Source organism: Megasphaera sp. ASD88 (assembly GCF_002287425.1).
GTDB classification, from domain to species: Bacteria; Bacillota; Negativicutes; order Veillonellales; family Megasphaeraceae; genus Megasphaera; species Megasphaera stantonii.
In genome coordinates, this window is sequence record NZ_NQXW01000022.1 from 1 (window position 1) to 20794 (window position 20794).

The window sequence follows — 20794 nt, forward strand, 5'->3', positions numbered from 1 at the left end:
CTTAGGAAATTCAGTGGCGATAGCTGCGGGGATCCACCTGTTCCCATGCCGAACACAGCAGTTAAGCCCGCAAACGCCGAAAGTACTTGGGGGGAGGCCCCCTGGGAGGATAGGAAGCCGCTGATTATTATAGGGGTATAGCTCAATTGGTAGAGTAGCGGTCTCCAAAACCGTCGGTTGAGGGTTCAAGTCCTTCTGCCCCTGCCAAAAAGGGATTATATCTGTTAGAGATTTAATCCCTTCCATGACTCGGTAGCTCAGCTGGATAGAGTGACTGACTACGAATCAGTAGGTCTAGGGTTCGAATCCCTACCGGGTCACCATAGCAATGCTACTCGAACACCCTGTCAACATTTTGTTGACGGGGTTTTTGAGTATATTGGGGACAGAATGGTAATTGTAGTAAATCTCTACCTTGTCGCCCGTAATGACGATACGACGGATAAAGGCTTGGAAGGTATCAAGCTTGTATCTGTCGTTTTTCTTTACCATTTCTTTCAAAAAATATTCGACAGCTTCGGCCGTAATCTTAAAGCCTGTATCTAGTTTTGCCGTTTCCAGCTGCGTTTTTAGCTCTGCGAGCTCATCTTCGTACTGGCGGATATTCCGGGCTATGGTGTCGGAAATAATACCGGATTCGACGGCGCGGATCGAATTTTGCAGGCGTTTTTCTATATCGCCGATGAGCACTTCTAAGCGCTTGACTTCTGCGGCCTGCGGGGCGTTTTCCTGCGCTTTGACGGCCTGTTCGGCAATGCAGTGTAGCGCTTCCGGACTGCTGAGTATCTGTATAGTCGTATCAAGGACGAGGCTTTCCAGTTTGTCGCGGTTTACGCTGCGCGACGAGCAGACGATTTTTTCCCGGCGAGCTTTTTCTTTGCTATTATTTTTGCTGGAACAGCGGTAATAGTGATACATTTCGCCGCTGCGGGAACGGCCGGCCATACCCGTCATGGCCATGCCGCATACGCCGCAGTAGATTTTACCTGTCAGGGCATACGCATCGGGGCGTCTGCGCCAAACAACTTCTTGTCCGGATTTCTTTTTGCGGGCATTGAAAATAGCTTGGGCAGCCTGGTACGTCGCATCGCTGATAATCCGCGGCGCGAAGTCTGGGTATTCCGTGCCGCCCCATGAAAATGTACCTGTGTAAATTTTATTTCTCAGTACGCGGCTCAGGCTGTTGCGATTAAATCGAGTTCCCATCGTCGTGCGGTAGTTGTGCTCATTTAAGTAGTCGATAATCTGGGGAACGGTTTTGCCGGCAATGAATTGCTTGTAGCTGGCGGTGACGGCCGCGGCACCGGCGGGATCTATGGCAAGAGTGCCGTCTTTTTTGGTGCGGTAGCCGAGTGGAACTAAGCCGCCGGTCCATTTTTTCTCAAGCAGATTGTCGGTCATGCCGCGCGTGACTTTCTGGGACAGCTCGGCGCTGTAATACTCGGCGTACCCTTCGATGACCGATTCTAGGATAATGCCGCTCGGATCGTCGCGGATATTTTCTTTAGCCGATAACACCCGAACGCCGTTTTTCTTTAGCTTGTTTTTGTAGACGGCGCTGTCGTAGCGGTTTCGGGAAAAGCGGTCGAGTTGGTAGACGAGGACATACTCAAAGACGCCCTTCGCGCTATCGGCGATCATGCGCAGAAAGTCGGGCCGTTTATCGGTTCTGGCGCTCATGGCGCGGTCGATGTACGTGCCGACGATTTTGATGTCGTTCGCATCAGCAAAAGCGGTGCATTCGCGGATCTGGCCTTCGATGGATTCTTCGCGTTGCTTGTCGGACGAAAAACGGGCGTAAATAACAGCTAATTTAGACATAAAAATAAGCCTCCTTTATGTATGGTGGATAAAGGGGCTCATATGCTATAATAATAGACGTAATCAGCCCCTTATAAGCTGGGTAGATGATTATATTTGCCGATACGGTACTGGTAATACCTTCGGCGCTTCCCGCATCCTGCTGGTAACAGGGTGCGGGATTTTTTTATTTTCTTCAAAGGTTACAGTTAAATATTTGGATTAAAATATCTGTTATATGCTTTGTAAAATACGAAATTGGCTGCGTTATATGAAGGACTTCCATATCTACACATACTTTGCATGTTTATTTCTAAAGGATCAATAGTTACAGAATTTCCGCGAACGGTTCCATTCATATGGTATATTTCAAGTTTTTGAGGACGCCACGTTATGCCGGTATTTAAGTTTATTTGGCGAGCGAAGTCATCGTAGTCTGGGTATTTGATTACCAATTTTTCAAAGCTTCGATTTAAATCGTAAGTATAGGTATTGTGATATACGGTGATATTATCTTGGTTATAATATACTGCATATGCTGTAGCATTAATTGCATAAAATGGAGGGGCATATCTTATAACACAGATAGAATCGCTATCTATGTATTCTTCTTGTTGTGCTCCAGAATGTACTAAAACATACTTCGATGGATTAGCTCTTATTTCATCTATGGATATAGCAGAAATTATAGATATATTTACTAATACGGTTATAAGAGTCATGATGCAGAAAATTATCTTTTTCATACTGTCTCCTTAGAATAACTCCCCATTAAAATAAACACCATATAATCCACTGGCGATAGAGTAATCAAGAGAACGCATATCTGCGATCATTGTTTTTTCATATCCGTGCAGTTTTAAAGGTGTAATGTCTTTGCCTGAAAAATTGAATACCTTAAAATTATATTTGTGAACTTTTACGCCGGAATCTAATGCTTTTAACTGGTTGACAAAATATTCCGGCATTGCCCGCGCTTCCGGCTTTGACATAACTAATTCTGTCAAACTTTTGGCGCTACGTTCTTTGTTATAAGTAAAATCATAATCACATGTGGTAATCATTTGGCCATTATTAAATACTTGATATATTTGGGTTTTAATCGTCGCCGTAGCATCTGTATTAGCAATCAGTTTTGTATTGCTGTAATCACAGTATCCATTACCGCCAGTAGATTCAGAAATGATGATATATCTTTCAGGATTGCTTTCTAATTCTGTCTTAGAAATAGCGAAGGCAGAAATAGCATTAAAAATTAGCATTAATGATAGAAATAATGTAGCCACTCTTTTCATGGTATTCACATTCCTTTCAGTTTAATAAATTGCACGGGTATACCACGGCTATTTGCCAAGTCATAAATACTACAACCTGGATTATCTTTTATATAACTATCGTGTAGAAGTAATTCGACTGCAAAGGTATTTGCCTGTCGCTCAATTTTTCCGATGCTATATAAGGTATACGCGCTTAGAAATGGCGTATTGACTTTAGCATGAAGTATTGCATGCCCCAATTCGTGGGCGCATATGAATCCTTTCAATTCTTCAGGCGCATTTTCATTAATATGGATTGTCTTCATCCTAAAGTGGGCGTCGAAATATCCTAAAATGCTACCCAGATTTTCATATACAATGAGTATATCTAGTTCTGACGACAATTTAAACGGGTCATTTGTTTTATATTTTTTGGATAACTTTTGTACTGTGCTTTTTATATCCACTCGTTACCACCTATTTCTTGTACTTCTTAGGCGTAAATTTTTCCTTTGCTCGTATTTTTGCTAAACGGACAGAACTTTCAATAGAAGCGCGAAGTAATTCTTTGGTTTCTTCATCCATTTCCGTATCACCATTAAACATAGCCATTCCATCAGAGTTCATATCATCTAATATTTCTTGTAATCTTTTCTGAATATCACGTTCGTTTTTTGCAGATAACTGAGTGGTATTATTTGTTTTTCTTTCAACTAAATCTGCTTTACTGATTCCAAAATAATTAGCCATCATTTCGATTTTGTCTATTCTGGGATATTTTTTTCCATTTAGCCAATCGGAAAACGTCGAATATACAAATCCTAGATCATTACAAATATCTTTTCGGCTTTTTCCGTGTAGGTCCATATAGTATTTTATATTCTTTGCCATAATTTCTTTATTACCTAGGTCACTCATTTTGATGTCCTCCGATTAGTATTATATCTATATATTACGCTTAAAGAATAAAAAAATCAAGATTTTTTGGAAAAAATTACGCTTTTAGTGTTGACGAAACGCTTAAAGCGTAATATAATAACCTCGTAACCAGAGGAGGTGGTATAGATGGCGATTACATTAAAAGCTGCCCGGGTGAATAAAAATCTAACCCAAAAAGAAGCGGCAGCACTGATTGGCATTAGTGTTGAGACACTTGTAAATTATGAAAAGGGGCTGTCGTTCCCTAATGTTCCTATTATTAAAAGAATTGAAAACGTATACGGTTTACAATATTCAGATATTATTTTTTTGACATAAAATTACGCTTAAAGCGTATTTTAAGAAAAGGAGGAACACACTATGAAAATTATCATCGACGGGACACCGCAAGAACTTAAAGAATTTCTGTTGTCGGCACTTTACGACGACAGGATGCCAGCACAACAGAAGCGCGCAGAGAATCCAGAATTGAGGAAGCTTGCCGAAGCTCTTGCTGGTGGCGTCAGGAAATGCTGTGAGAAGGAGCAACGTGATGGAACAATTTATTAGAGACATCATCGAATACTTCCGCGACCCAGAGAATGTGGAGGCCTTCGAGGAGTGGCTAAAACACCAGCAGGAGGACGGTGACAAGCCATGACCTACACCTACGCGGATTACGTCCGCGACCACGGCAAAGCGCCGCGCAGGTACATCGCCCGCGGCGGCCGGCGGCGGACAGTATTTACGAAACCGTGCGATGGCCCCGTCCGCTGATGCGGTACTGGCGGCGGCACACGTGGGACGGCAAGCCCGTGCGGCTGCCAAACGGGAGAGTTTTAAAGAAAGGTGATACGGTGTGATAGACAACATCGATGTTACTACGATTTCCAAACCTGCCCAGGCGGGACCGTGGCTTGTCTGCACAGATATGACAGCTATTGAGTTGCCAGACGGCAGAGTACTGACGATTAAAACGTATGAAAGGCAGTGAATGACTTGAATAAAAACGAAAAAGCCGCTCAGCTCGATGAGCGGGGCGACTACAAGATGATTGACCGGGCGGCCGGCGTAGCATTTTCAAACTTGCAAAAGCCTGCCGTACCGGCGTGGGTTAATAAAGATCCGATTACGGGCGATACGAAGTACTATCCAGTTCCCAATCCGGAAACGTTCAACGGTTTGTCGGTCAAGAACTGGCAGTACGTTATGCAGCTGGAAGAGGACGCCCGTAAACTGCAGGGGTTAGCACTGTTTCTCGGCGGGCTGCTTGTATTGTTCACAGTCGTGGCCTGTATCATGTATCAGGCTGGATGGATTATTCACTAGGAGGTATCTATGAGACAGACCAAAATGGGCATGCTGCACGCACTGTATGCGGATAACCCGGCTTGCACCAATGCCGAGGCCTGCGAACTGTTGGGCATTGACAGCCAGATGCTGCGGACAATGAAAAACCGCCTGAAGAATCAGGGATATATACACGTCGAGGATAACGGCGAAGTGACGATTCTCAAGCCGTATACGCGCGGCGTGTCGACGCCGAACAACTTCAAAGCCGACGTCTACTATGAAATGGTAGACGCCTACATGGAAGATTTTCGGCAGCAGTCCACGTTTAACGACAGGCTGGCCGTCGGTCGGGAAATCCGGCTGATTTTGGAAAAACTGTAAAGGAGGTGATGTGTATGGGCGACTGCAAGGGCTGCCCGCACGAAGGGTACTGCATACCCGACGACTGCGGGCTGCTCAACAAAAAAGAACCGCCCCCTGTTAGCGCAGAAGGCGGCTCGCTATATAAAACTGTAACCGTATTTACTGTATCACAGAAAGGACGATGATGCAATATGAAACTCGTATACGTAGCCCATCCGTACGGCGGCGATGAGAAAAACGCCCAGGCTGTAAAACAGATTATCGAAGACTTAACGGAAGGGAGTCACCCATTGCTTGCGAATCACACGATAATCGCGATGCACACGCCTGACGGCATACCCTCGATAGAGCTTTTGCAGGCTGTTTACGTATCGCCGATCCATCAGCAAGGCTTTATGTACGAAGGTACGCCGTATCTGGCGGGGCTGCAGAAATGCTTGGAGCTGCTTAGGCGCTGCGACGTCTTGCTGCTGTGCGGCGATTGGCAGAACTCGAAAGGCTGTCTGGCTGAATTTGGGTTTGCTATGGCACGAAAGATGCCGATTGTATTTGAAAACATTAATAATTATTACGAATTGATTTAAGGGAGGATACCTAATATGGACTTAAATGTGAACGTAAATGGGACGGTAAAAGTAGTATTGGACACGGCGTTTGATATAGAAAAATTGGCGGCTATGTTGGTGGGAACCCTTGCCTCGCCGGTAGAGCAGCAGCGTGGCGAAGAAAAGCCGGCTAAGAAGCAGCGTGCGGCTAAGGCGGCGAAAGCAGAACCGGCGGAACCAGTCGCAGCGGAACCTGCTGCGGCGCCGGAGCCGAAGAAGGACGAAGCGCCCGTGAAAGAACCCTTATCGGAAGAGGAAGTAACGGCACTCCGAAAAGCAGTTGCTGACTTTATTCATGCCGACGAAGGAAACAAGATGAAGGTAAAAGACTGGCTGACTGCGCATCATCTTAGTCGGGTACCGGATATTACGAAAGACCTGCTGGCCGAATTTAACGCCTTCGTAGGAGCCGAATAATGGCTGCCCATGCCATGCTGTCCGCGTCGTCATCGAGCCGGTGGCTGGCTTGCCCGCCGTCGGCCCGCATTGCGGCAGCCTATCCGGATAGAAGTTCATCATATGCTGAAGAAGGGACGCGGGCGCATGCGCTGGCGGAAGATGCCCTTACTAGTTATTTAGCAAACGGCTGGGACGATGTACACGACGTAGCGGCGCCGGACAGTACCGCGGAAATGGTAGAAGCGGTACAGAAATACGTCGACATCTGTATTGAAAAAATCGTAGCTGCCCGCAGCGCGTCGCCCGATGCGCAGATACTGGTGGAACAGCGGCTGGACTTTTCCGACTGGGCGCCGGAGGGCTTCGGGACGGGCGATATGGTGATCGTCTCGGACGACAGCCTGGAAGTCGTGGATTTAAAATACGGCGAAGGCGTCCCGGTATCGGCAGAAGGTAATACGCAGATGCGGCTGTATGCCCTAGGGGCGGTTGCCGCATTTCAGATGCTGTACGCCTTTGACGATGTGCGTATGACGATTGTCCAGCCCCGTCGCGATTCGGTTACGTCAGATTGCTTGTCTGTCGACGACTTGCTGGCTTGGGGCGACAGCATACGGGCTACGGCGCGGCTGGCTTATGACGGCAAGGGAGCGTTTTGCGCCGGCCCGCACTGCCGGTTCTGCCCGGCCCGTATGCGCTGCCGTACGCTGGCAGACTATATGCTGGAAGAGATACAGGAGGGACGTATGCCGGAGAACTTAACCGATGCCGAAATTGCCGGCATCGTACTAAAAGCCAAGGCCATCAAGTCCTGGCTGGACGGCGTGGAGGCCTACGCGCTGCATCACGCCCTGCAAGGGAAAGAGTGGCCGGGCTTGAAACTAGTTGAAGGGCGGCGGAAACGGACGATTACGGACGAACACGCCGCGGCCATGATTTTAATGGACGAAGGACATTATGTTGCCGCAGAGATATACAAGCCACAGGAACTGCAATCCCTGACGGCCTTGGAAAAACTGGTCGGGAAGAAACGCTTGGCCGAATTATTGCAGCCGGTCATCCAGACGGCGGAAGGCAAGCCGACACTGGTACCGGAAGCCGATAAGCGGCCGGCCATGCGAATTATGGATGAATTTGACGATACATTATTAGAGGAGGACTAACCATATGAATTCTGTACGCATTACCACGGGAAAAGTACGCCTTAGCTACGCCAACATCTGGGCGCCGAAATCCTTTGACGGGCAGCCGGAAAAATATTCGTGCTCGCTTATCATCCCGAAATCGGATACGAAGACCGTTGGCCGTATTCGCGAAGCCATTAAAACACTGCTGGCGGATAAGGACGTGCAAACGAAATTAGGCGGCAAGACGAAAGGCCTTAAAATGCCGCTGCGCGACGGCGATACGGACCGTGAAGACGATCCGAACTATGCCGACTGCTATTTCATCAACGCTTCGGCGGCGCCAGAACACCGGCCACTGATCTTAGACCGGGATAAAAACGAGGTGCTGGACCAGAGCGAAGTCTATTCCGGCTGCTACTGCCAGGCGTCTATCTCCCTGTACGCCTTTAACTCCAACGGCAACAAGGGCATCGGCTGCGGTCTAAGAGGTATCCGCAAGCTGGCTGACGGCGAACCGCTCGGCGGCTCTGTCGTGACCGCCGATGAGTTCGACGATGACGACATCGACGATACGGACGATATTTTTTAGGAGACGCATATGACAACACTGGCAATAGATTTGGAAACGTACAGCGATAACCCCATACAGTACGGCGTGCACCGCTATGTCGATACGCCGGCCTTTGAAATACTGCTCTTGGGATACGCTTTCGACGACGAGCCGGTGAAAGTCGTGGACTTGACGAAGGAAGGAGTGCCTGCCCGTGTGCGGCAGGCACTTTTTGACAGCAGCATCACGAAAACGGCCTTTAACGCTAACTTTGAAATCACCTGCCTGCGCACTCTGTACCCGGATATGCCGGACACATCGTGGGAATGCAGTAGCGTGTTGGCCCTGTATAACTCACTGCCGACGGGGCTGGCCAACGTGGCCAAGATTTTAAAGCTTGGCGACGACCAGCAAAAAGATACGCGCGGCAAGGCGCTGATTCGGTATTTCAGCCTGCCCTGTAAGCCGACGAAAGCCAACGGCGGACGGACGCGGAATATGCCGTCCGACGCACCGGATAAATGGGCCGAGTACATCGAGTACAATCGGCAGGACGTCGTCGTCGAACGGGCGATCCGGCGCCGGCTGCTGGTCATGAAACCGCCGGAGGCAGAACACCGCCTGTGGCTGCTGGACCGGAAAATCAACGATGCCGGCTGCGCTGTGGATCAGACGCTGGTCTCTCACGCCATTCAAATGCATGATGCCTACCGCGAGCGGCTGCTGACAGAGGCGGCTGCACTGACCGGACTGGATAACCCAAACAGCGTGCCGCAGCTTTTGAACTGGGTAGAGTCACGGCTGGGCCGGGAGGTAGAGGGGCTTGCTAAAAAGAAAGTGGCCGAATTGCTGGCGGGGGATATACCGGCAGACGTGCGGCGCATGCTCCGGATACGGCAGCTGCTAGGAAAGACTAGTATCAAAAAGTACAACGCCATGGACCACAGCGTGGCCCACGACGGCCGCATCCATGACTTGTTCCAGTTTTACGGCGCGTCGCGCACGGGCCGCTGGGCCGGCCGTAACGTACAGCTGCAGAACCTGCCGCGAAACAGCCTGGCCGATTTAGATACGGCCCGCCGTATCGTGCAGGACGGCGACCTGGATACGCTGGAGCTGCTGTACGATAACGTGCCGGATACGTTGTCCCAGCTTATCCGTACGGCGCTGGTGCCGTCGCCTGGGAAGCGGTTCATCGTAGCCGACTTTTCGGCCATTGAAGCCCGCGTCATCGCATGGCTGGCCGGTGAACAGTGGCGCATGGAGGTCTTTGCCAACGGCGGCGACATTTACTGCGCGTCAGCTTCAGCCATGTTTCACGTGCCCGTTGAAAAACACGGCGTCAACGGCCACCTGCGGCAAAAAGGCAAGGTCGCGGAACTGGCGCTGGGGTACGGCGGCGGTCCGCCGGCGCTGATCCAGATGGGCGCTCTGGCTCAGGGCCTGTCAGAGGATGAGCTGCCAGACATCGTAAAAAAATGGCGCAAGGCGTCGCCGGCTATCGTGCGGTTTTGGTACGACGTGGACAACGCGGCAAAACAGGTTATCCAAACCGGCAGGCCCCAGCGGCTGAAGCAATGCAATGTGCGGCTGCGGCGCGCACACGGCGCCCTGCTTATCGAACTGCCCAGCGGACGCCATCTGGTATATATCCATCCGCGTATTGGCACGAACCGTTTCGGGCGTGACTCCATTACCTACATGGGAACGGAACAGAACAGCCGGAAATGGGCGCGGCTGGAAACGTACGGAGGCAAGCTCGTCGAAAACATCGTGCAGGCCGTAGCCAGGGACTGTCTGGCCTATGCAATGGCAAAGCTGGACGAAGCGGGATACAAGATCGTCATGCACGTACACGACGAAGTGATATTGGAAATGCCCAAAGGCGAAGGGAGTCTCGAAGACGCCGTCCGTATCATGACGCAGAACGCGGACTGGAATCAAGGACTTATCTTGAACGCCGACGGGTTTGAATCCGACTATTATAAAAAAGATTAGGAGGAATCGACATCATGGAAGTTACAAAACACCAATTACAACAACAGGTTGATTTTGCTAAAGGGATTTTGGATATATTGCAACGCCAAGAAACCAACATACCCGAGGAACGCGTAGCCGACGCGAAGAGCGCGGAAGCGTACTGCGAGTTAGTCATCAAAAGCTGTGAGCTGGCCGCCGAATTGCTGGATATGGAAGCGGCTGCCAAGAAACCGCAGCCGGCAGCGGATACTGCCACGAAGACGGAGGAACCGGCTGAAAAGCCAAAACGGCCGCGCAAGAAAAAGAAAGAAGAACCGGCGCCGGAACCCGCAGTGGAGCCGGCTGCCGATGATCTGGACGACCTGTTTTAAAGGAGGGATGCGCTATGCAGGTATTGGGGTATGCCCACATAGACCGGCTGTACGAGGTCGTACAGCGATATGACAACTGGTATGGCTGCGATACGTATTATGCCTCGCAGCTACACGTTGCCTGCGGCTGCGAATTTAAAACGGCATGGCAAGCCGGTTCCATGTTCCGCATCAACGAAGGCGATATATATACTTGCCCACGGTGCGGCAAACGGTTGGTGCGCCGTACGGCGAGCCGCCCGTGGGGACAGCATGCGTTTTACCAGACCCATCGGAACCGTCTGGTTCCGATAGATATGCAGTTTCGGGTTCTTGCGTATAAGCGGTGGGTCGACCTGGAAGTAAAATATCACGCTGTACGATGCACCGGAGAACATCTGCAGGTTTCCATACATCCGCTGCGCACCACTTGCACGTTCACCGTGCGAGCGGATATCGGCCGGCAGGTGCTGCAGGTGATTTCTAAAGGCAAGGATTTGCAGCCCGATGAATACTATGTAACGGATATCGACCCGGTACGGAATCCGGATTGGCCGGAGGGTACGCCGCTGCGCCATCTTAGCCCGGAATCCTACGCACCACAGCACCGGCGCGAAGTGATGCAGGTATTTACTATATGGCGGCAAGAAGTAGAGCGGCGGCTTGCCAAAAAACTGGGCTACCGTGTCCCTTCCCTATACACAGGGACGAGCCTTGCCAGCGGGTACGGGCTGCTGTTCACGCCGCTGCAGAACATCGCCTGGCGGCTGGCGGCGCCGACTGCGCCGAACTATGACCGGAAGCAGTGGCACGGCGTCCGCAGCGGGGAACGCGAAGAGCTGTTCTGCCGCGTGCTGGAACAGACGAGGGCCGGGAAAGACTATGCGAAGGCGCTGGGCGATGTATTTCACCTGCCGCAAAAGCCGTCTGTGCGAAAAGCCCTGCGGACAGGCAGCCCGTTTGCCGTCGTACGGCTTGCCGCAGCGCATCGTATTACATCCGACAGCAATCACGTACTGCGGCTGGCTCCCATGCTGGGGGGCATTTCCGGCACCCGGTATTACAGCCCAGAATTGTGGAATGACACGGAGGCGGTAACTTTCCTGCATATCCTCGCCGTGCGGTACGGCATGGCCAGCGTGTACGCGCTGCTTCGGCAGCGGTATCTATCGGATACGTTTCGCATGTACTGGCAGTTAAACCATCATAACCGGAAATCGCTGTGGGAGGGGCCGCGCGTGAAGATGCGCGACCTGCACGACGCCGTGATGGCCCTGCACGACCGGCAGACCATCGAAAATCAGGCCATCGAAATCACCAGGGTCATGGCAGCGCTGCAGCACCGAGTCGGCCCTTACGAGTTTTATATACCAGAGACGACGCATCAACTCGTGGATATCAGCAACGCGCTGCATAACTGTGTCAAATCTTACGCGCGCCGAGCCGTTGCCCACGACTGCATTATCGTAGGCGCCCGGAAAAACGGCAGGATTGTCGCCTGCGTTGAGGTACGAGGCGGGGCAATCCGGCAAGCGAAGCTGCAGCACAATGCGCCGGCGTACAAAGACGCCGCCTTTAACGCGGCCCTGGGCCTATGGACCCGTCGGCACCATCTGCAGCCCTGCGATTACGATATGATACCGCCGGAACCGTACGTGCAGAAAGCCGTGTAGCCTATGGGTATCGCACACGATTTGTCTTTTACGATTGCCGTAGGCGCCGGCCGCTGGGCGAAGACCTGGCGCAATACAGAAACTACCTGGTCCGCATTTTTAGCCCGTATCCGGGAGACCGTACGGACCGGGGAGACCGTGGCCGAGTATAAGGCCATGTCCAAGGCCGATAAGGACGCGAAGAAAGACGTCGGCGGGTTTGTAGGCGGCACGCTCCAGGGCGGCCGCCGCCTGCAGACGCATGTCGTATCCCGGCAGCTGGTAAGCCTTGACGCGGATAATCCCGGCAAGGATTTCTTGTTTGACGTAGATCTTGCGCTGGGCAACAGCGCCTGGGCCGTGTACTCGACGCACAGCCACCGCCCGGAATCGCCGCGTCTGCGCCTGATTATCCCGTTAACCAACCCCGTATCACCGGACATGTACCAGGCTATCGCCCGGCGCATCGCCGCGGACGTCGGCATCGACCAGTTTGACCCGACGACGTATGACGTACACCGCCTCATGTACTGGCCGAGCTCGCCCCAGAATGGAGAGTACGTTTTCCAGTACAACGACGCGCCGGCACTGGACCCGGATACGGTGCTGGCCCGGTATCATGACTGGCAGGACGCCGCCGAATGGCCTGTCGGCGCGGCAGAGGTACGGGCGCGCAAGCTGACGGCCAAGAAGCAGGGAGACCCGCTGACGAAGCCGGGGCTGATCGGCGCCTTTAATCGGGCCTATACCATAAGTGAGGCCATTGATGCGTACTTGTCCGGCGTGTATGAGCCGACGGTACACGAGGACCGCTATACCTACGCGGCCGGCAGTACGGCCGCCGGGCTGGTCCTGTATGACGGCGTGTTTGCCTACAGCCATCACGGGACGGACCCCGCCAGCGGCAAGCTGTGCAACGCCTTTGACCTGGTGCGCATCCACCTGTTCGGCGAGAAAGACGCCGATACGGACGAGAGCGTACCGATTAATAAGCGGCCATCCTTCCTGGCCATGGCCGAGCTGGCCGGACACGATAAGCGGACGGTTCACGAGCTGAACCGGGAAGAACTCAAGGAACTGCGGGAACAGTTTGACGACGCGGAACTGATAGACGGCGAAGACTACGACGACAGCTGGCTCGATGATCTGGAACGCGGCCAGGGGAAGAACGCGGCCATTAAGCCGACGGCAGAAAACTTTATCTTAATCCTGACGCACGACAAGTTTCTGAAGGACAAGTTCGGCCTCGACGAGTTCAGCCATCGTATTCTCTTAAAAGCGGACCTGCCGTGGCACAAGGTCAAGGATGGCGCCATCTGGCGCGACGCCGACGATGCGAGCCTGCGCAACTACCTGTCAAAATATTACCGTTTGACCGGCCGGGGCGTCATCGACGACGCCTTGACGGAGGTCATCAGCCGGAACCGGTTCCACCCTGTACGGGAGTACCTACAGGGCCTTACGTGGGACGGTACGCCGCGGGCCGAGACGTTGTACGTCGACTATCTGGGCGCGGAAGATTCGGCATATACGCGGATGGTTACGCTGCAGCACCTAAAGGCCGCCGTGGCCCGCGTACTGCACCCGGGCGTGAAGTTTGACCCGTGCCTGGTCCTCAGCGGGCCGCAGGGCATCGGCAAGTCTACGATACTGGCCAAGCTGGGGCGGCAGTGGTTCAACGACAGCATCGTCAGCCTGCAGGGAAAAGACCCGATGGAGCAGCTACAGGGAAGCTGGATCATCGAGCTGTCGGAAATGCAGGCGACAAATAAGTCGGAAAACGACCAGATTAAAGCCTTCATCAGCCGGCAGGTCGATAAGTTCCGGGCGCCTTACGGAAGACGTACAGAAGAATTTCCCCGGCAGTGCGTATTCGCCGCGACGACGAATGACTACGTATTTTTGAAAGACCGCACGGGAGGCCGCCGCTTTTGGCCGCTGTTTGTCCGCGGCGGCGGCCGACTGACCGTATTGCAGCTGACGCCTACTATCATTGACCAGATTTGGGCCGAGGTATACGAGTCCTACAAGCAAGACTCGAATCTACAGCTGACGCCGGAGATTGCGGCTATTGCGGCGGAGCTGCAAAAAGCCCACACGGAAGGCAGTGAAAAGGCCGGTATGATAGAGGATTACCTGTCTAAAAAACTGCCGGAGGACTGGGGTACATATGACCTGTATGACCGTCGTGCGTATTTGGAAGAGTACGACGACAAGGACCCCAGGGCCGCTGTGGTGCGGGACCGTGTATGCGTCCTTGAAATTTGGTGCGAGGCCATGAACGGGACGCGGGCCGCGATGACCAATGCCATTGCCCGGGAGCTAAACGGGCTGATGCAGTCCATGGACGGCTGGGAGCCGCACCGGTCGAAAAGCGGCAATCTTCGGTTCGGAAATCTCTACGGATTGCAGCGTGCCTATGTGCGCGTGAAATAAACAATCCGATAAAATCCGACGTAATTTTCAGGCCCTTCAGGTGTAAACAGAAAGGCCCAGGTGTAAACAGAGTATAGGGTGTAAACGATGTAAACGGATTTTTTGCATTTTTTGCAAATTAGGCGATTTAGGCCGGAAGTGTAAACGGAAAAAATTTGCGATTACACCCTCCGTTTACACCTTGCGGCGCATGGTTATGCCTGTAAACGGGCACTGTAAACGATGTAAACCATTATTATATTAATATTTTTTATTAGACTAGTTAGACGCGCGAGGGGTTTACGGTGTTCCGGTCTAATCCGCCTAATCCATAAAAGTATATAGGCGAGGTAAAAATCGTTTACACCCCTCTGGCGCGTTGGAAAGGAGTGTCTCTTTGAAATGAACACATTGGAAAAAGACTTAGAACAGAAACTAGTCCGGGAAGTAAAACGGATCGGTGGCTGGGCGCTGAAATTTACCAGCCCCGGGCAGGCGGGTGTACCGGACCGGATACTGCTTTTCCCCGGTAAGGTATATTTTGTAGAGCTCAAGGCGCCGGGCCACACCTTGCGGCCATTGCAGGAACAGGTCATCCGCCGAATGCGAAATCTGCAGCAGAAGGTCTTTACCGTATCCAGTGCCGATGAGCTGGAATGGCTGATCCAGTTTATCAAGGACGACCGATACCGCGTAACGCAGGAGGTGCTGTAATGCAGTTCCGGCCGCACCCGTACCAGCAGGAGGCTGTCTCCCGTATGATACGGCACGGCCATTACGGCCTGCTGCTGGATATGGGCCTTGGCAAAACCGTGTCTGTCTTGTCGGCTATTGCGGCATTGCGGTTTGACTACTGCATGATTGGCAAGACGCTGGTCATTGCGCCGCTGAAAGTGGCGGAAGATACGTGGCAGGCAGAGGCGCGGAAATGGGACGGCCTGCAGGAGCTGACGTTTTCTACGGTTCTGGGCAGCGAGGAGAAGCGAAAAGACGCTTTGCAGGCGCGCGCCGATGTCTACGTCATCAACCGGGAAAACGTGGCGTGGCTGGCCGAACAGTACCGTTACAAACTGCCCTTTGACGTATGTGTCGTCGACGAGAGCAGCAGCTTTAAGAATCCGTCGTCGCGGCGATTTAAGGCCCTTCGCAAATGTTTGGGAAGTTTTAAGCGCGTCTATATCCTGACGGGAACGCCGTCGCCTAACACGCTGATGGACTTGTGGGCGCAGGTGTACTTGTTGGACCGCGGCGAGCGGCTGGGGCGGACGATTACGGCGTACCGCCAGCAGTATTTTCTTCCCGGGCAGTCTAATGGCCACGTCGTGTATAACTGGCGGCTGCGGGACGATGGGGCGAAGCAGGCGATTTACGACCGCATACAAGACATTTGCATGAGCCTGTCGGCAGCCGATTACCTGCAGCTGCCGCCGCGTATCGACAACGTCGTACCCGTATCGCTAGGCGCCGGTATGGCCGCGTACAAACGCATGAAACACGATTTAGTCGTGGAGCTTCAAGGCAAAGAGATTACGGCGGCCAACGCGGCCGTATTGTCCAACAAGCTGCTGCAGATGGCCAACGGCAATTTGTACGAGGACAGCGGGAATCGCGGCTATTCCTTTTTGCATCAAGAAAAGCTGAGGAAGCTGAAAGACATTGTTGATGAGAACGACGGCCGGCCCGTACTGGTATTTTATGCGTTCCAGCACGACCGGATCAGCATTGAACGGTATCTGGGCGAGCAGGTGGAAGAGCTGGACGGCGCGGATACGGTGCGCCGGTGGAACGCCGGGGAGATACGCGTGCTGCTGGCGCATCCGGCGAGCTGTGCTTACGGCTTAAACCTGCAAGCCGGCGGCAATATCATCGTATGGTACGGCCTGACGTGGAGCCTCGAATTGTATCAGCAGGCGAACGCCAGACTATACCGGCAGGGGCAGACGAGGCCCGTTATCATACACCACCTGGTGGCGCAGGGGACGATTGACGAACAGGTTATGGCGGCCCTGCAGCGGAAGAAAACCGGGCAGGACGAGTTATTGCGAGCGATAAAAGCGCACTTAAAGGAGTGATGGAAATGGTAACCTTAGAAGATAAATTGATGCAGTTAGTCATGAAGTGGTATTTGAAGGGCGATACGAGAGTGGTCGCCGGGCCTGCGCCAGACGGCAGAACCTTGATTTCTGATGCGAAAGTTGCCGTGCTGCTTACGGCGCACCCGTTTAACTTAGAACAGCTGGTACAGCCTAACGGGGACGTAGTCTCGGAAGAAAGCGTTAAAAAGCTTCTGCCGGCCAGGGAACTGAAAGGCGAAAACCGGTTGATACCAACAGGGCTTAAGTGCAGCGACCAGGGCTGTACAGGTATCCAATATGTAGACTCAGCAGGCGAAACTTGGTACGTCGATGAGAAGTTTGTAAAGCAGCTGATGCCGTTGAAGAATATGCCGGCTATGCCGTATGTAGCCAGCGTAGGGAAAGGATTCGGCATCGTATATTTTGTGGAAGAGCCGGCGGGGATACTGTACGGGTTCTGCGCGTCCCTTAACGGGAAGTTCAAGAAGCATTTTGACGGCAGTTATGTGAAAAGGCAAGGGGAGTGATGTGCAATGCGTTTATCGAATCAGGCGCGGCGGCATATCGCCGTCAATGCCGCCGTTGCCAGTACGCAGGTTTTAATTTACCAGGCGTTGCATGACCGGTACGGCTTCGGCCGCGGGCGGTTTGCTAAAATCGATGCGGCCGTCGACGAGTACAGCCGGCATATTAACCATGACGGAGACCGGTACAGCGCGTATCGAAACGTGATGGACGACGCCGGAGTGGATAATCGGCTGAAGCAGGATTATATTCATTGGCTGAAAAAATCCCTCGGCATTAGCGGTACAGACGAAAATAAGGGCGCCGAAGCCGGCATGGATTATACGTACACGCTGATGCTGTATGCGCTATACGACAAGTTCGGGTTTCGCCGCGAGCGGCTGCGGTGGCTGCAGAAAAAGCTAAAGTTTTACGCCCGGCTTATCCTCGACGGCGAAGTCATGATACCGGAGTTTATGAAGTGCATGACATTAGAGTGCGGGCAGAAGTTTGAGAACCTTGAGTCGTGGGAGAAAAAATACGGGGAGTTGAGAATTTATGGATAACGTAGAAGTGAATTGCAATACGTGCGTGTACGCCCATTGTCATAGCAAGGATTACCCTTGCTGCGAATGTAATCCGCATACGTTAGACCGATGGGCGGGGCTGAAGATGTTCGGTGTTGAGTTTGGGACTGACGGGCCGAGGAAAGCAGAAAAGAGGTAAGAAATTGACAGCAAAGGAATATTTGAATAGGGTGCGGCGGCAGAATTACGTGGTAAAGCAGGCGGAGCGAGAATTAACGGCTGTACGGGCGGACATTTTAACGCTGGAATCCGCAAGTTTATCGGAAAAAGTGTCCGGTACGCGCGAATCGGATCTGTCTGATAAATATATTAAACTGGAAAAGTATTTCGATACGGTTATTTCCGAATGGAACAAACTCATCGACATGCGGGTAAAAGCTAAAGCGATGATTGCATTGTTGCCAGATGAAACGCAGCAGGCGGTTTTATACGCACGGTACATTAACTGCATGGAATGGGAACAAGTCGCAGCGGATATGCACTATAGTTGGAAACAGGTTTTCAGGATACACGGTAGGGCGCTCAATTCTTTTTCGCGTATCCATGCAAATTTTTTATTGCGGCGTAGAGATGACATGGAATGACACTCGCAAAGTGCATATAATGGTAGTGTGAAGTTTTGAGATAAAGGGACTTTGCCGGCAGGCCGATTGATGTAATGGACTTGCCGGTGGGTCTCTTTTTTGTTTGCCGGAAACGGGGGTGCGCCTGATGTGTCCTATTTACAGCTGTAAGTATAATAAGCGCGGCGCGTGCCGCATCGGGCGCAAGCCCTGCGGGTTAGATGCCTGCGATTTTTACGTAAAGCCTGTAGACAATCGGACATCGCTCAATCATGGGCCGGTAAAATCTCGAAACCGGCATAGATTTTTTAAGTAAACGTAGGCGCATGGTGTAGCGGCAGCATAGCGGTCTCCAAAACCGCAGGCAGAGGTTCGAGTCCTTCTGCGCCTGCCAATTTCAAAACAAACAACAGGCGGTGGTGAGATATGTGATATGACGACGCAGGAAAAAGCCTATAACGATTACGTGAAAGGGCTGAAATATAAGGAGATAGCGAAAAAGTACGGCGTATCCGTCAATACGGTAAAGTCGTGGCAGCGGCGGTATGGTTGGAAGCGCGAAAAGGGTGCACACAAAAAAACGGGTGCACCCTTTTTTAATACTAATGCAGTGGGTGCAGGCGCACCGCCAGGAAATCAGAACGCGGTGACACATGGACTGTTTGCCAAGTACCTGCCGGAAGAAACGAGGGAGCTTGTCGAGGCCTTCGAGCAAAAGGCACCGATCGACATCCTGTGGGAAAACATCTGCTTGAAATATGCGGCTATCGTCCGGGCGCAGCAGATTATGTTTGTCCAAGACAAAGAGGACCTGACCAAAGTGCTGAAGCGTACCCGCGACGGCGATGGCGTCTATGAAGAGGAATACGAGCTGCAGTTTGCCTGGGATAAACAGGCAGAATTTTTGAAAGCCCAGAGCCGGGCCATGGGGACGTTGAACAACATGATCAAGCAGTACGACGAGATGTGCCGTCAGGGCCTGGCTGACGAAGAACAGTGGCTGCGCATTGCAAAGCTCAAGGCCGAGGTACAGGATTTGCAGACCGGACAGCAGGCGGACACAGTAGCTTTTGTGTTCCGCAGAAAGGAGGATATGCATGGAGATTAATATCGCCGACCGCATCGCGCGGTCTTTCGACAGTGTGTTTTGGGACGTGCAGGACCACGGACATACCTTTTACTGGCTACCTGGCGGGCGCGGCAGTACGAAGTCGTCCTTTGTGGGCATCGAGGTGCCGCTGCTTTTGATGCAGCACCCGCAGTGCCACGCTGTCGTACTGCGTAAAGTCGGGAATACGATAAAAAACAGCGTGTATCCGCAGATACAGTGGGGTATCGAGCAGTTAGGTGTCGCCGATCGGTTTAAGTACATTACGTCGCCCCATGAAATTACGTACAAGGCGACGGGGCAAAAAATCTTGTTCTTCGGCGTTGATGATCCGATGAAAGTAAAGTCCATCAAGTTGCCCTTCGGGTACGTCGGTATCGTCTGGTACGAAGAGCTGGACCAGTTCAGCGGTATGGAGGAAATCCGCAATCTCAACCAGTCGCTGCTGCGCGGCGGCGAGAAATACTGGGTCTTTGCGTCGTATAACCCGCCGAAGAGCCGGAATAACTGGGTGAACGAGGAAATCCTGAACGAGTACCCGGACCGGCTCGTCCATAAGACGACGTATTTAGACGTGCCGCGTGCATGGCTGGGCGACCAGTTTTTACTGGAAGCGGAAAAGCTGAAAGCGAAAAACGAGACGGCGTATAAACACGAGTATCTCGGCGAGGTCACGGGAACCGGCGGCGCCGTCTTTGAAAACGTCGAAGATATGGTCATGACCGACGAGATGATTAGGCGGTTTGACCGACGGTATTACGGCCTGGACTTTGGCTTTGCCGTTGACCCGCTGGCCTTCGTGGCGATGCATTACGACGCTAAGCACGAAGATTTGTATATTTTCGATGAGATATACCAGCAAAAATTGACAAACCGGCAAGCGGCGGTACAAATCGGCGCGAGGTACAATGACTGCCGCATCATTGCCGATTCCGCGGAGCCTAAATCTATCGTTGAAATGCGCGGCCTTGGGCTCAACGTAGCCGGCGCGCGCAAGGGCCCGGACAGCGTAGATCATGGTATGAGGTGGTTGCAAAATTTGGCCCATATCTATATCGACAAGCGGCGCTGCCCTAATACGTACCGCGAGTTTATCGGCTATGAGTACGAGCGCAACCGCGAAGGGCAGTTTATCAGTGCCTACCCCGATGCAGATAATCATGCGATCGACGCGGTACGGTATGGTATGGAGCCGGCCATGTTGCGGAGACGGATACGAACTTTGACATATCAAGGGTGGTGAGGTGCT

The 20794-nt window shown here is 52.3% G+C and carries 26 protein-coding genes, 3 tRNA genes and 1 rRNA gene; 25 read left to right on the top strand and 5 right to left on the bottom strand.

The window, feature by feature from the left end; translation table 11 throughout:
- Positions 1-9 precede the first annotated feature (9 nt).
- The 3 genes from rrf (at position 10) to CJ260_RS10050 (ending at position 323) form a co-directional block, all read left to right on the top strand.
- Positions 10-126 (top strand): 5S ribosomal RNA (gene rrf, locus CJ260_RS10040).
- A gap of 5 nt (positions 127-131) precedes the next feature.
- Positions 132-207: transfer RNA gene (locus tag CJ260_RS10045), tRNA-Trp, on the top strand.
- A gap of 39 nt (positions 208-246) precedes the next feature.
- Positions 247-323: transfer RNA gene (locus CJ260_RS10050), tRNA-Arg, on the top strand.
- On the opposite strand, the gene CJ260_RS10055 is transcribed toward CJ260_RS10050, so the two are convergent.
- The 5 genes from CJ260_RS10055 to CJ260_RS10075 form a co-directional block, all read right to left on the bottom strand.
- A complete protein-coding gene (locus CJ260_RS10055; protein ID WP_095630084.1) occupies positions 310-1821 on the bottom strand; it encodes a recombinase family protein in 1512 nt (503 codons plus the stop codon). The genes CJ260_RS10050 and CJ260_RS10055 overlap by 14 nt on opposite strands.
- Before the next feature lie 188 nt (positions 1822-2009).
- A complete protein-coding gene (locus CJ260_RS10060; protein WP_095630085.1) occupies positions 2010-2546 on the bottom strand; it encodes a hypothetical protein in 537 nt (178 codons plus the stop codon).
- Positions 2547-2555: 9 nt separating this feature from the next.
- A complete protein-coding gene (locus CJ260_RS10065) occupies positions 2556-3095 on the bottom strand; it encodes a hypothetical protein (protein WP_095630086.1) in 540 nt (179 codons plus the stop codon).
- Positions 3096-3100: 5 nt separating this feature from the next.
- Positions 3101-3523, bottom strand: a complete 423-nt coding sequence (locus CJ260_RS10070; RefSeq protein WP_095630087.1) for an ImmA/IrrE family metallo-endopeptidase — start codon at positions 3521-3523, stop codon at positions 3101-3103.
- Between the two features lie 10 nt (positions 3524-3533).
- On the bottom strand, positions 3534-3974 hold the full coding sequence (locus tag CJ260_RS10075) for a helix-turn-helix transcriptional regulator (RefSeq protein WP_095630088.1): 441 nt from the start codon (positions 3972-3974) through the stop codon (positions 3534-3536).
- Positions 3975-4121: 147 nt separating this feature from the next.
- On the opposite strand from CJ260_RS10075, the gene CJ260_RS10080 reads away from it, so the two are divergent.
- From CJ260_RS10080 to CJ260_RS10175, 22 genes are all read left to right on the top strand, one after another.
- Positions 4122-4313, top strand: a complete 192-nt coding sequence (locus tag CJ260_RS10080; RefSeq protein WP_095630089.1) for a helix-turn-helix transcriptional regulator — start codon at positions 4122-4124, stop codon at positions 4311-4313.
- 42 nt (positions 4314-4355) lie between these two features.
- Positions 4356-4544 (top strand): hypothetical protein, encoded by a 189-nt coding sequence (locus CJ260_RS10085; protein ID WP_095630090.1) that lies wholly within the window; start codon positions 4356-4358, stop codon positions 4542-4544.
- Positions 4528-4635: a TEL2 family protein gene (locus CJ260_RS13220; protein ID WP_233127959.1), complete on the top strand. Its 108-nt coding sequence runs from the start codon at positions 4528-4530 to the stop codon at positions 4633-4635. The genes CJ260_RS10085 and CJ260_RS13220 overlap by 17 nt, the downstream gene beginning before the upstream one ends.
- Positions 4636-4973: 338 nt before the next feature.
- Positions 4974-5303 (top strand): hypothetical protein, encoded by a 330-nt coding sequence (locus tag CJ260_RS10090; protein ID WP_095630091.1) that lies wholly within the window; start codon positions 4974-4976, stop codon positions 5301-5303.
- Positions 5304-5312: 9 nt separating this feature from the next.
- A complete protein-coding gene (locus CJ260_RS10095; protein ID WP_095630092.1) occupies positions 5313-5648 on the top strand; it encodes a helix-turn-helix domain-containing protein in 336 nt (111 codons plus the stop codon).
- A 14-nt stretch (positions 5649-5662) separates the two neighbouring features.
- Positions 5663-5815: a hypothetical protein gene (locus tag CJ260_RS12840; RefSeq protein WP_158221399.1), complete on the top strand. Its 153-nt coding sequence runs from the start codon at positions 5663-5665 to the stop codon at positions 5813-5815.
- A 6-nt stretch (positions 5816-5821) separates the two neighbouring features.
- Complete coding sequence (locus CJ260_RS10100; RefSeq protein ID WP_095630093.1) at positions 5822-6214, top strand: DUF4406 domain-containing protein; 393 nt, start codon at positions 5822-5824, stop codon at positions 6212-6214.
- Positions 6215-6229: 15 nt separating this feature from the next.
- The gene (locus CJ260_RS10105) at positions 6230-6652 is read left to right on the top strand and encodes a hypothetical protein (RefSeq protein ID WP_095630094.1); all 423 of its coding nucleotides are present in this window, start codon (positions 6230-6232) and stop codon (positions 6650-6652) included.
- Positions 6652-7797 (top strand): DUF2800 domain-containing protein, encoded by a 1146-nt coding sequence (locus CJ260_RS10110; RefSeq protein ID WP_233127960.1) that lies wholly within the window; start codon positions 6652-6654, stop codon positions 7795-7797. The genes CJ260_RS10105 and CJ260_RS10110 overlap by 1 nt, the downstream gene beginning before the upstream one ends.
- 4 nt (positions 7798-7801) lie before the next feature.
- Positions 7802-8350: a DUF2815 family protein gene (locus tag CJ260_RS10115; protein ID WP_095630096.1), complete on the top strand. Its 549-nt coding sequence runs from the start codon at positions 7802-7804 to the stop codon at positions 8348-8350.
- A 9-nt stretch (positions 8351-8359) separates the two neighbouring features.
- Positions 8360-10309, top strand: coding sequence for a DNA polymerase (locus tag CJ260_RS10120; protein ID WP_095630097.1), 1950 nt, complete (start codon positions 8360-8362; stop codon positions 10307-10309).
- 14 nt (positions 10310-10323) lie between these two features.
- Positions 10324-10662 (top strand): hypothetical protein, encoded by a 339-nt coding sequence (locus tag CJ260_RS10125; RefSeq protein WP_095630098.1) that lies wholly within the window; start codon positions 10324-10326, stop codon positions 10660-10662.
- A gap of 14 nt (positions 10663-10676) precedes the next feature.
- A complete protein-coding gene (locus tag CJ260_RS10130) occupies positions 10677-12314 on the top strand; it encodes a PcfJ domain-containing protein (protein WP_095630099.1) in 1638 nt (545 codons plus the stop codon).
- A 3-nt stretch (positions 12315-12317) separates the two neighbouring features.
- A complete protein-coding gene (locus CJ260_RS10135) occupies positions 12318-14729 on the top strand; it encodes a virulence-associated E family protein (RefSeq protein ID WP_095630100.1) in 2412 nt (803 codons plus the stop codon).
- A gap of 381 nt (positions 14730-15110) precedes the next feature.
- Entirely contained in the window at positions 15111-15422 is a 312-nt protein-coding gene (locus CJ260_RS10140) for a VRR-NUC domain-containing protein (RefSeq protein ID WP_095630101.1), read from the top strand.
- Positions 15422-16780 (top strand): DEAD/DEAH box helicase, encoded by a 1359-nt coding sequence (locus tag CJ260_RS10145; RefSeq protein WP_095630102.1) that lies wholly within the window; start codon positions 15422-15424, stop codon positions 16778-16780. Before CJ260_RS10140 ends, CJ260_RS10145 begins: the two co-directional genes overlap by 1 nt.
- A gap of 5 nt (positions 16781-16785) precedes the next feature.
- On the top strand, positions 16786-17310 hold the full coding sequence (locus CJ260_RS10150) for a hypothetical protein (RefSeq protein WP_095630103.1): 525 nt from the start codon (positions 16786-16788) through the stop codon (positions 17308-17310).
- Positions 17311-17316: 6 nt separating this feature from the next.
- Positions 17317-17853, top strand: a complete 537-nt coding sequence (locus CJ260_RS10155) for a hypothetical protein (protein WP_095630104.1) — start codon at positions 17317-17319, stop codon at positions 17851-17853.
- A 164-nt stretch (positions 17854-18017) separates the two neighbouring features.
- On the top strand, positions 18018-18458 hold the full coding sequence (locus tag CJ260_RS10160; RefSeq protein WP_158221400.1) for a DUF1492 domain-containing protein: 441 nt from the start codon (positions 18018-18020) through the stop codon (positions 18456-18458).
- 299 nt (positions 18459-18757) lie between these two features.
- A tRNA-Trp gene (locus CJ260_RS10165) sits at positions 18758-18831 on the top strand.
- Between the two features lie 39 nt (positions 18832-18870).
- Positions 18871-19545 carry a phage terminase small subunit gene (terS, locus tag CJ260_RS10170; protein WP_095630106.1) on the top strand — a complete coding sequence of 225 codons (675 nt, stop codon included), beginning with the start codon at positions 18871-18873 and terminating at the stop codon, positions 19543-19545.
- Entirely contained in the window at positions 19535-20788 is a 1254-nt protein-coding gene (locus CJ260_RS10175) for a PBSX family phage terminase large subunit (protein ID WP_095630107.1), read from the top strand. The genes terS and CJ260_RS10175 overlap by 11 nt, the downstream gene beginning before the upstream one ends.
- Positions 20789-20794: the final 6 nt, after the last annotated feature.

Excerpts from the sequence above, each read along its gene's own strand:
- CJ260_RS10055 (WP_095630084.1), bottom strand. The coding sequence starts at position 1,821 with ATGTCTAAATTAGCTGTTATTTACGCCCGTTTTTCGTCCGACAAGCAA.
- CJ260_RS10060 (WP_095630085.1), bottom strand. The coding sequence starts at position 2,546 with ATGAAAAAGATAATTTTCTGCATCATGACTCTTATAACCGTATTAGTA.
- CJ260_RS10065 (WP_095630086.1), bottom strand. The coding sequence starts at position 3,095 with ATGAAAAGAGTGGCTACATTATTTCTATCATTAATGCTAATTTTTAAT.
- CJ260_RS10075 (WP_095630088.1), bottom strand. The coding sequence starts at position 3,974 with ATGAGTGACCTAGGTAATAAAGAAATTATGGCAAAGAATATAAAATAC.
- CJ260_RS10080 (WP_095630089.1), top strand. The coding sequence starts at position 4,122 with ATGGCGATTACATTAAAAGCTGCCCGGGTGAATAAAAATCTAACCCAA.
- CJ260_RS10085 (WP_095630090.1), top strand. The coding sequence starts at position 4,356 with ATGAAAATTATCATCGACGGGACACCGCAAGAACTTAAAGAATTTCTG.
- CJ260_RS13220 (WP_233127959.1), top strand. The coding sequence starts at position 4,528 with ATGGAACAATTTATTAGAGACATCATCGAATACTTCCGCGACCCAGAG.
- CJ260_RS10095 (WP_095630092.1), top strand. The coding sequence starts at position 5,313 with ATGAGACAGACCAAAATGGGCATGCTGCACGCACTGTATGCGGATAAC.
- CJ260_RS12840 (WP_158221399.1), top strand. The coding sequence starts at position 5,663 with ATGGGCGACTGCAAGGGCTGCCCGCACGAAGGGTACTGCATACCCGAC.
- CJ260_RS10100 (WP_095630093.1), top strand. The coding sequence starts at position 5,822 with ATGAAACTCGTATACGTAGCCCATCCGTACGGCGGCGATGAGAAAAAC.
- CJ260_RS10105 (WP_095630094.1), top strand. The coding sequence starts at position 6,230 with ATGGACTTAAATGTGAACGTAAATGGGACGGTAAAAGTAGTATTGGAC.
- CJ260_RS10110 (WP_233127960.1), top strand. The coding sequence starts at position 6,652 with ATGGCTGCCCATGCCATGCTGTCCGCGTCGTCATCGAGCCGGTGGCTG.
- CJ260_RS10115 (WP_095630096.1), top strand. The coding sequence starts at position 7,802 with ATGAATTCTGTACGCATTACCACGGGAAAAGTACGCCTTAGCTACGCC.
- CJ260_RS10120 (WP_095630097.1), top strand. The coding sequence starts at position 8,360 with ATGACAACACTGGCAATAGATTTGGAAACGTACAGCGATAACCCCATA.
- CJ260_RS10125 (WP_095630098.1), top strand. The coding sequence starts at position 10,324 with ATGGAAGTTACAAAACACCAATTACAACAACAGGTTGATTTTGCTAAA.
- CJ260_RS10130 (WP_095630099.1), top strand. The coding sequence starts at position 10,677 with ATGCAGGTATTGGGGTATGCCCACATAGACCGGCTGTACGAGGTCGTA.
- CJ260_RS10135 (WP_095630100.1), top strand. The coding sequence starts at position 12,318 with ATGGGTATCGCACACGATTTGTCTTTTACGATTGCCGTAGGCGCCGGC.
- CJ260_RS10140 (WP_095630101.1), top strand. The coding sequence starts at position 15,111 with ATGAACACATTGGAAAAAGACTTAGAACAGAAACTAGTCCGGGAAGTA.
- CJ260_RS10145 (WP_095630102.1), top strand. The coding sequence starts at position 15,422 with ATGCAGTTCCGGCCGCACCCGTACCAGCAGGAGGCTGTCTCCCGTATG.
- CJ260_RS10150 (WP_095630103.1), top strand. The coding sequence starts at position 16,786 with ATGGTAACCTTAGAAGATAAATTGATGCAGTTAGTCATGAAGTGGTAT.
- CJ260_RS10155 (WP_095630104.1), top strand. The coding sequence starts at position 17,317 with ATGCGTTTATCGAATCAGGCGCGGCGGCATATCGCCGTCAATGCCGCC.
- terS (WP_095630106.1), top strand. The coding sequence starts at position 18,871 with ATGACGACGCAGGAAAAAGCCTATAACGATTACGTGAAAGGGCTGAAA.
- CJ260_RS10175 (WP_095630107.1), top strand. The coding sequence starts at position 19,535 with ATGGAGATTAATATCGCCGACCGCATCGCGCGGTCTTTCGACAGTGTG.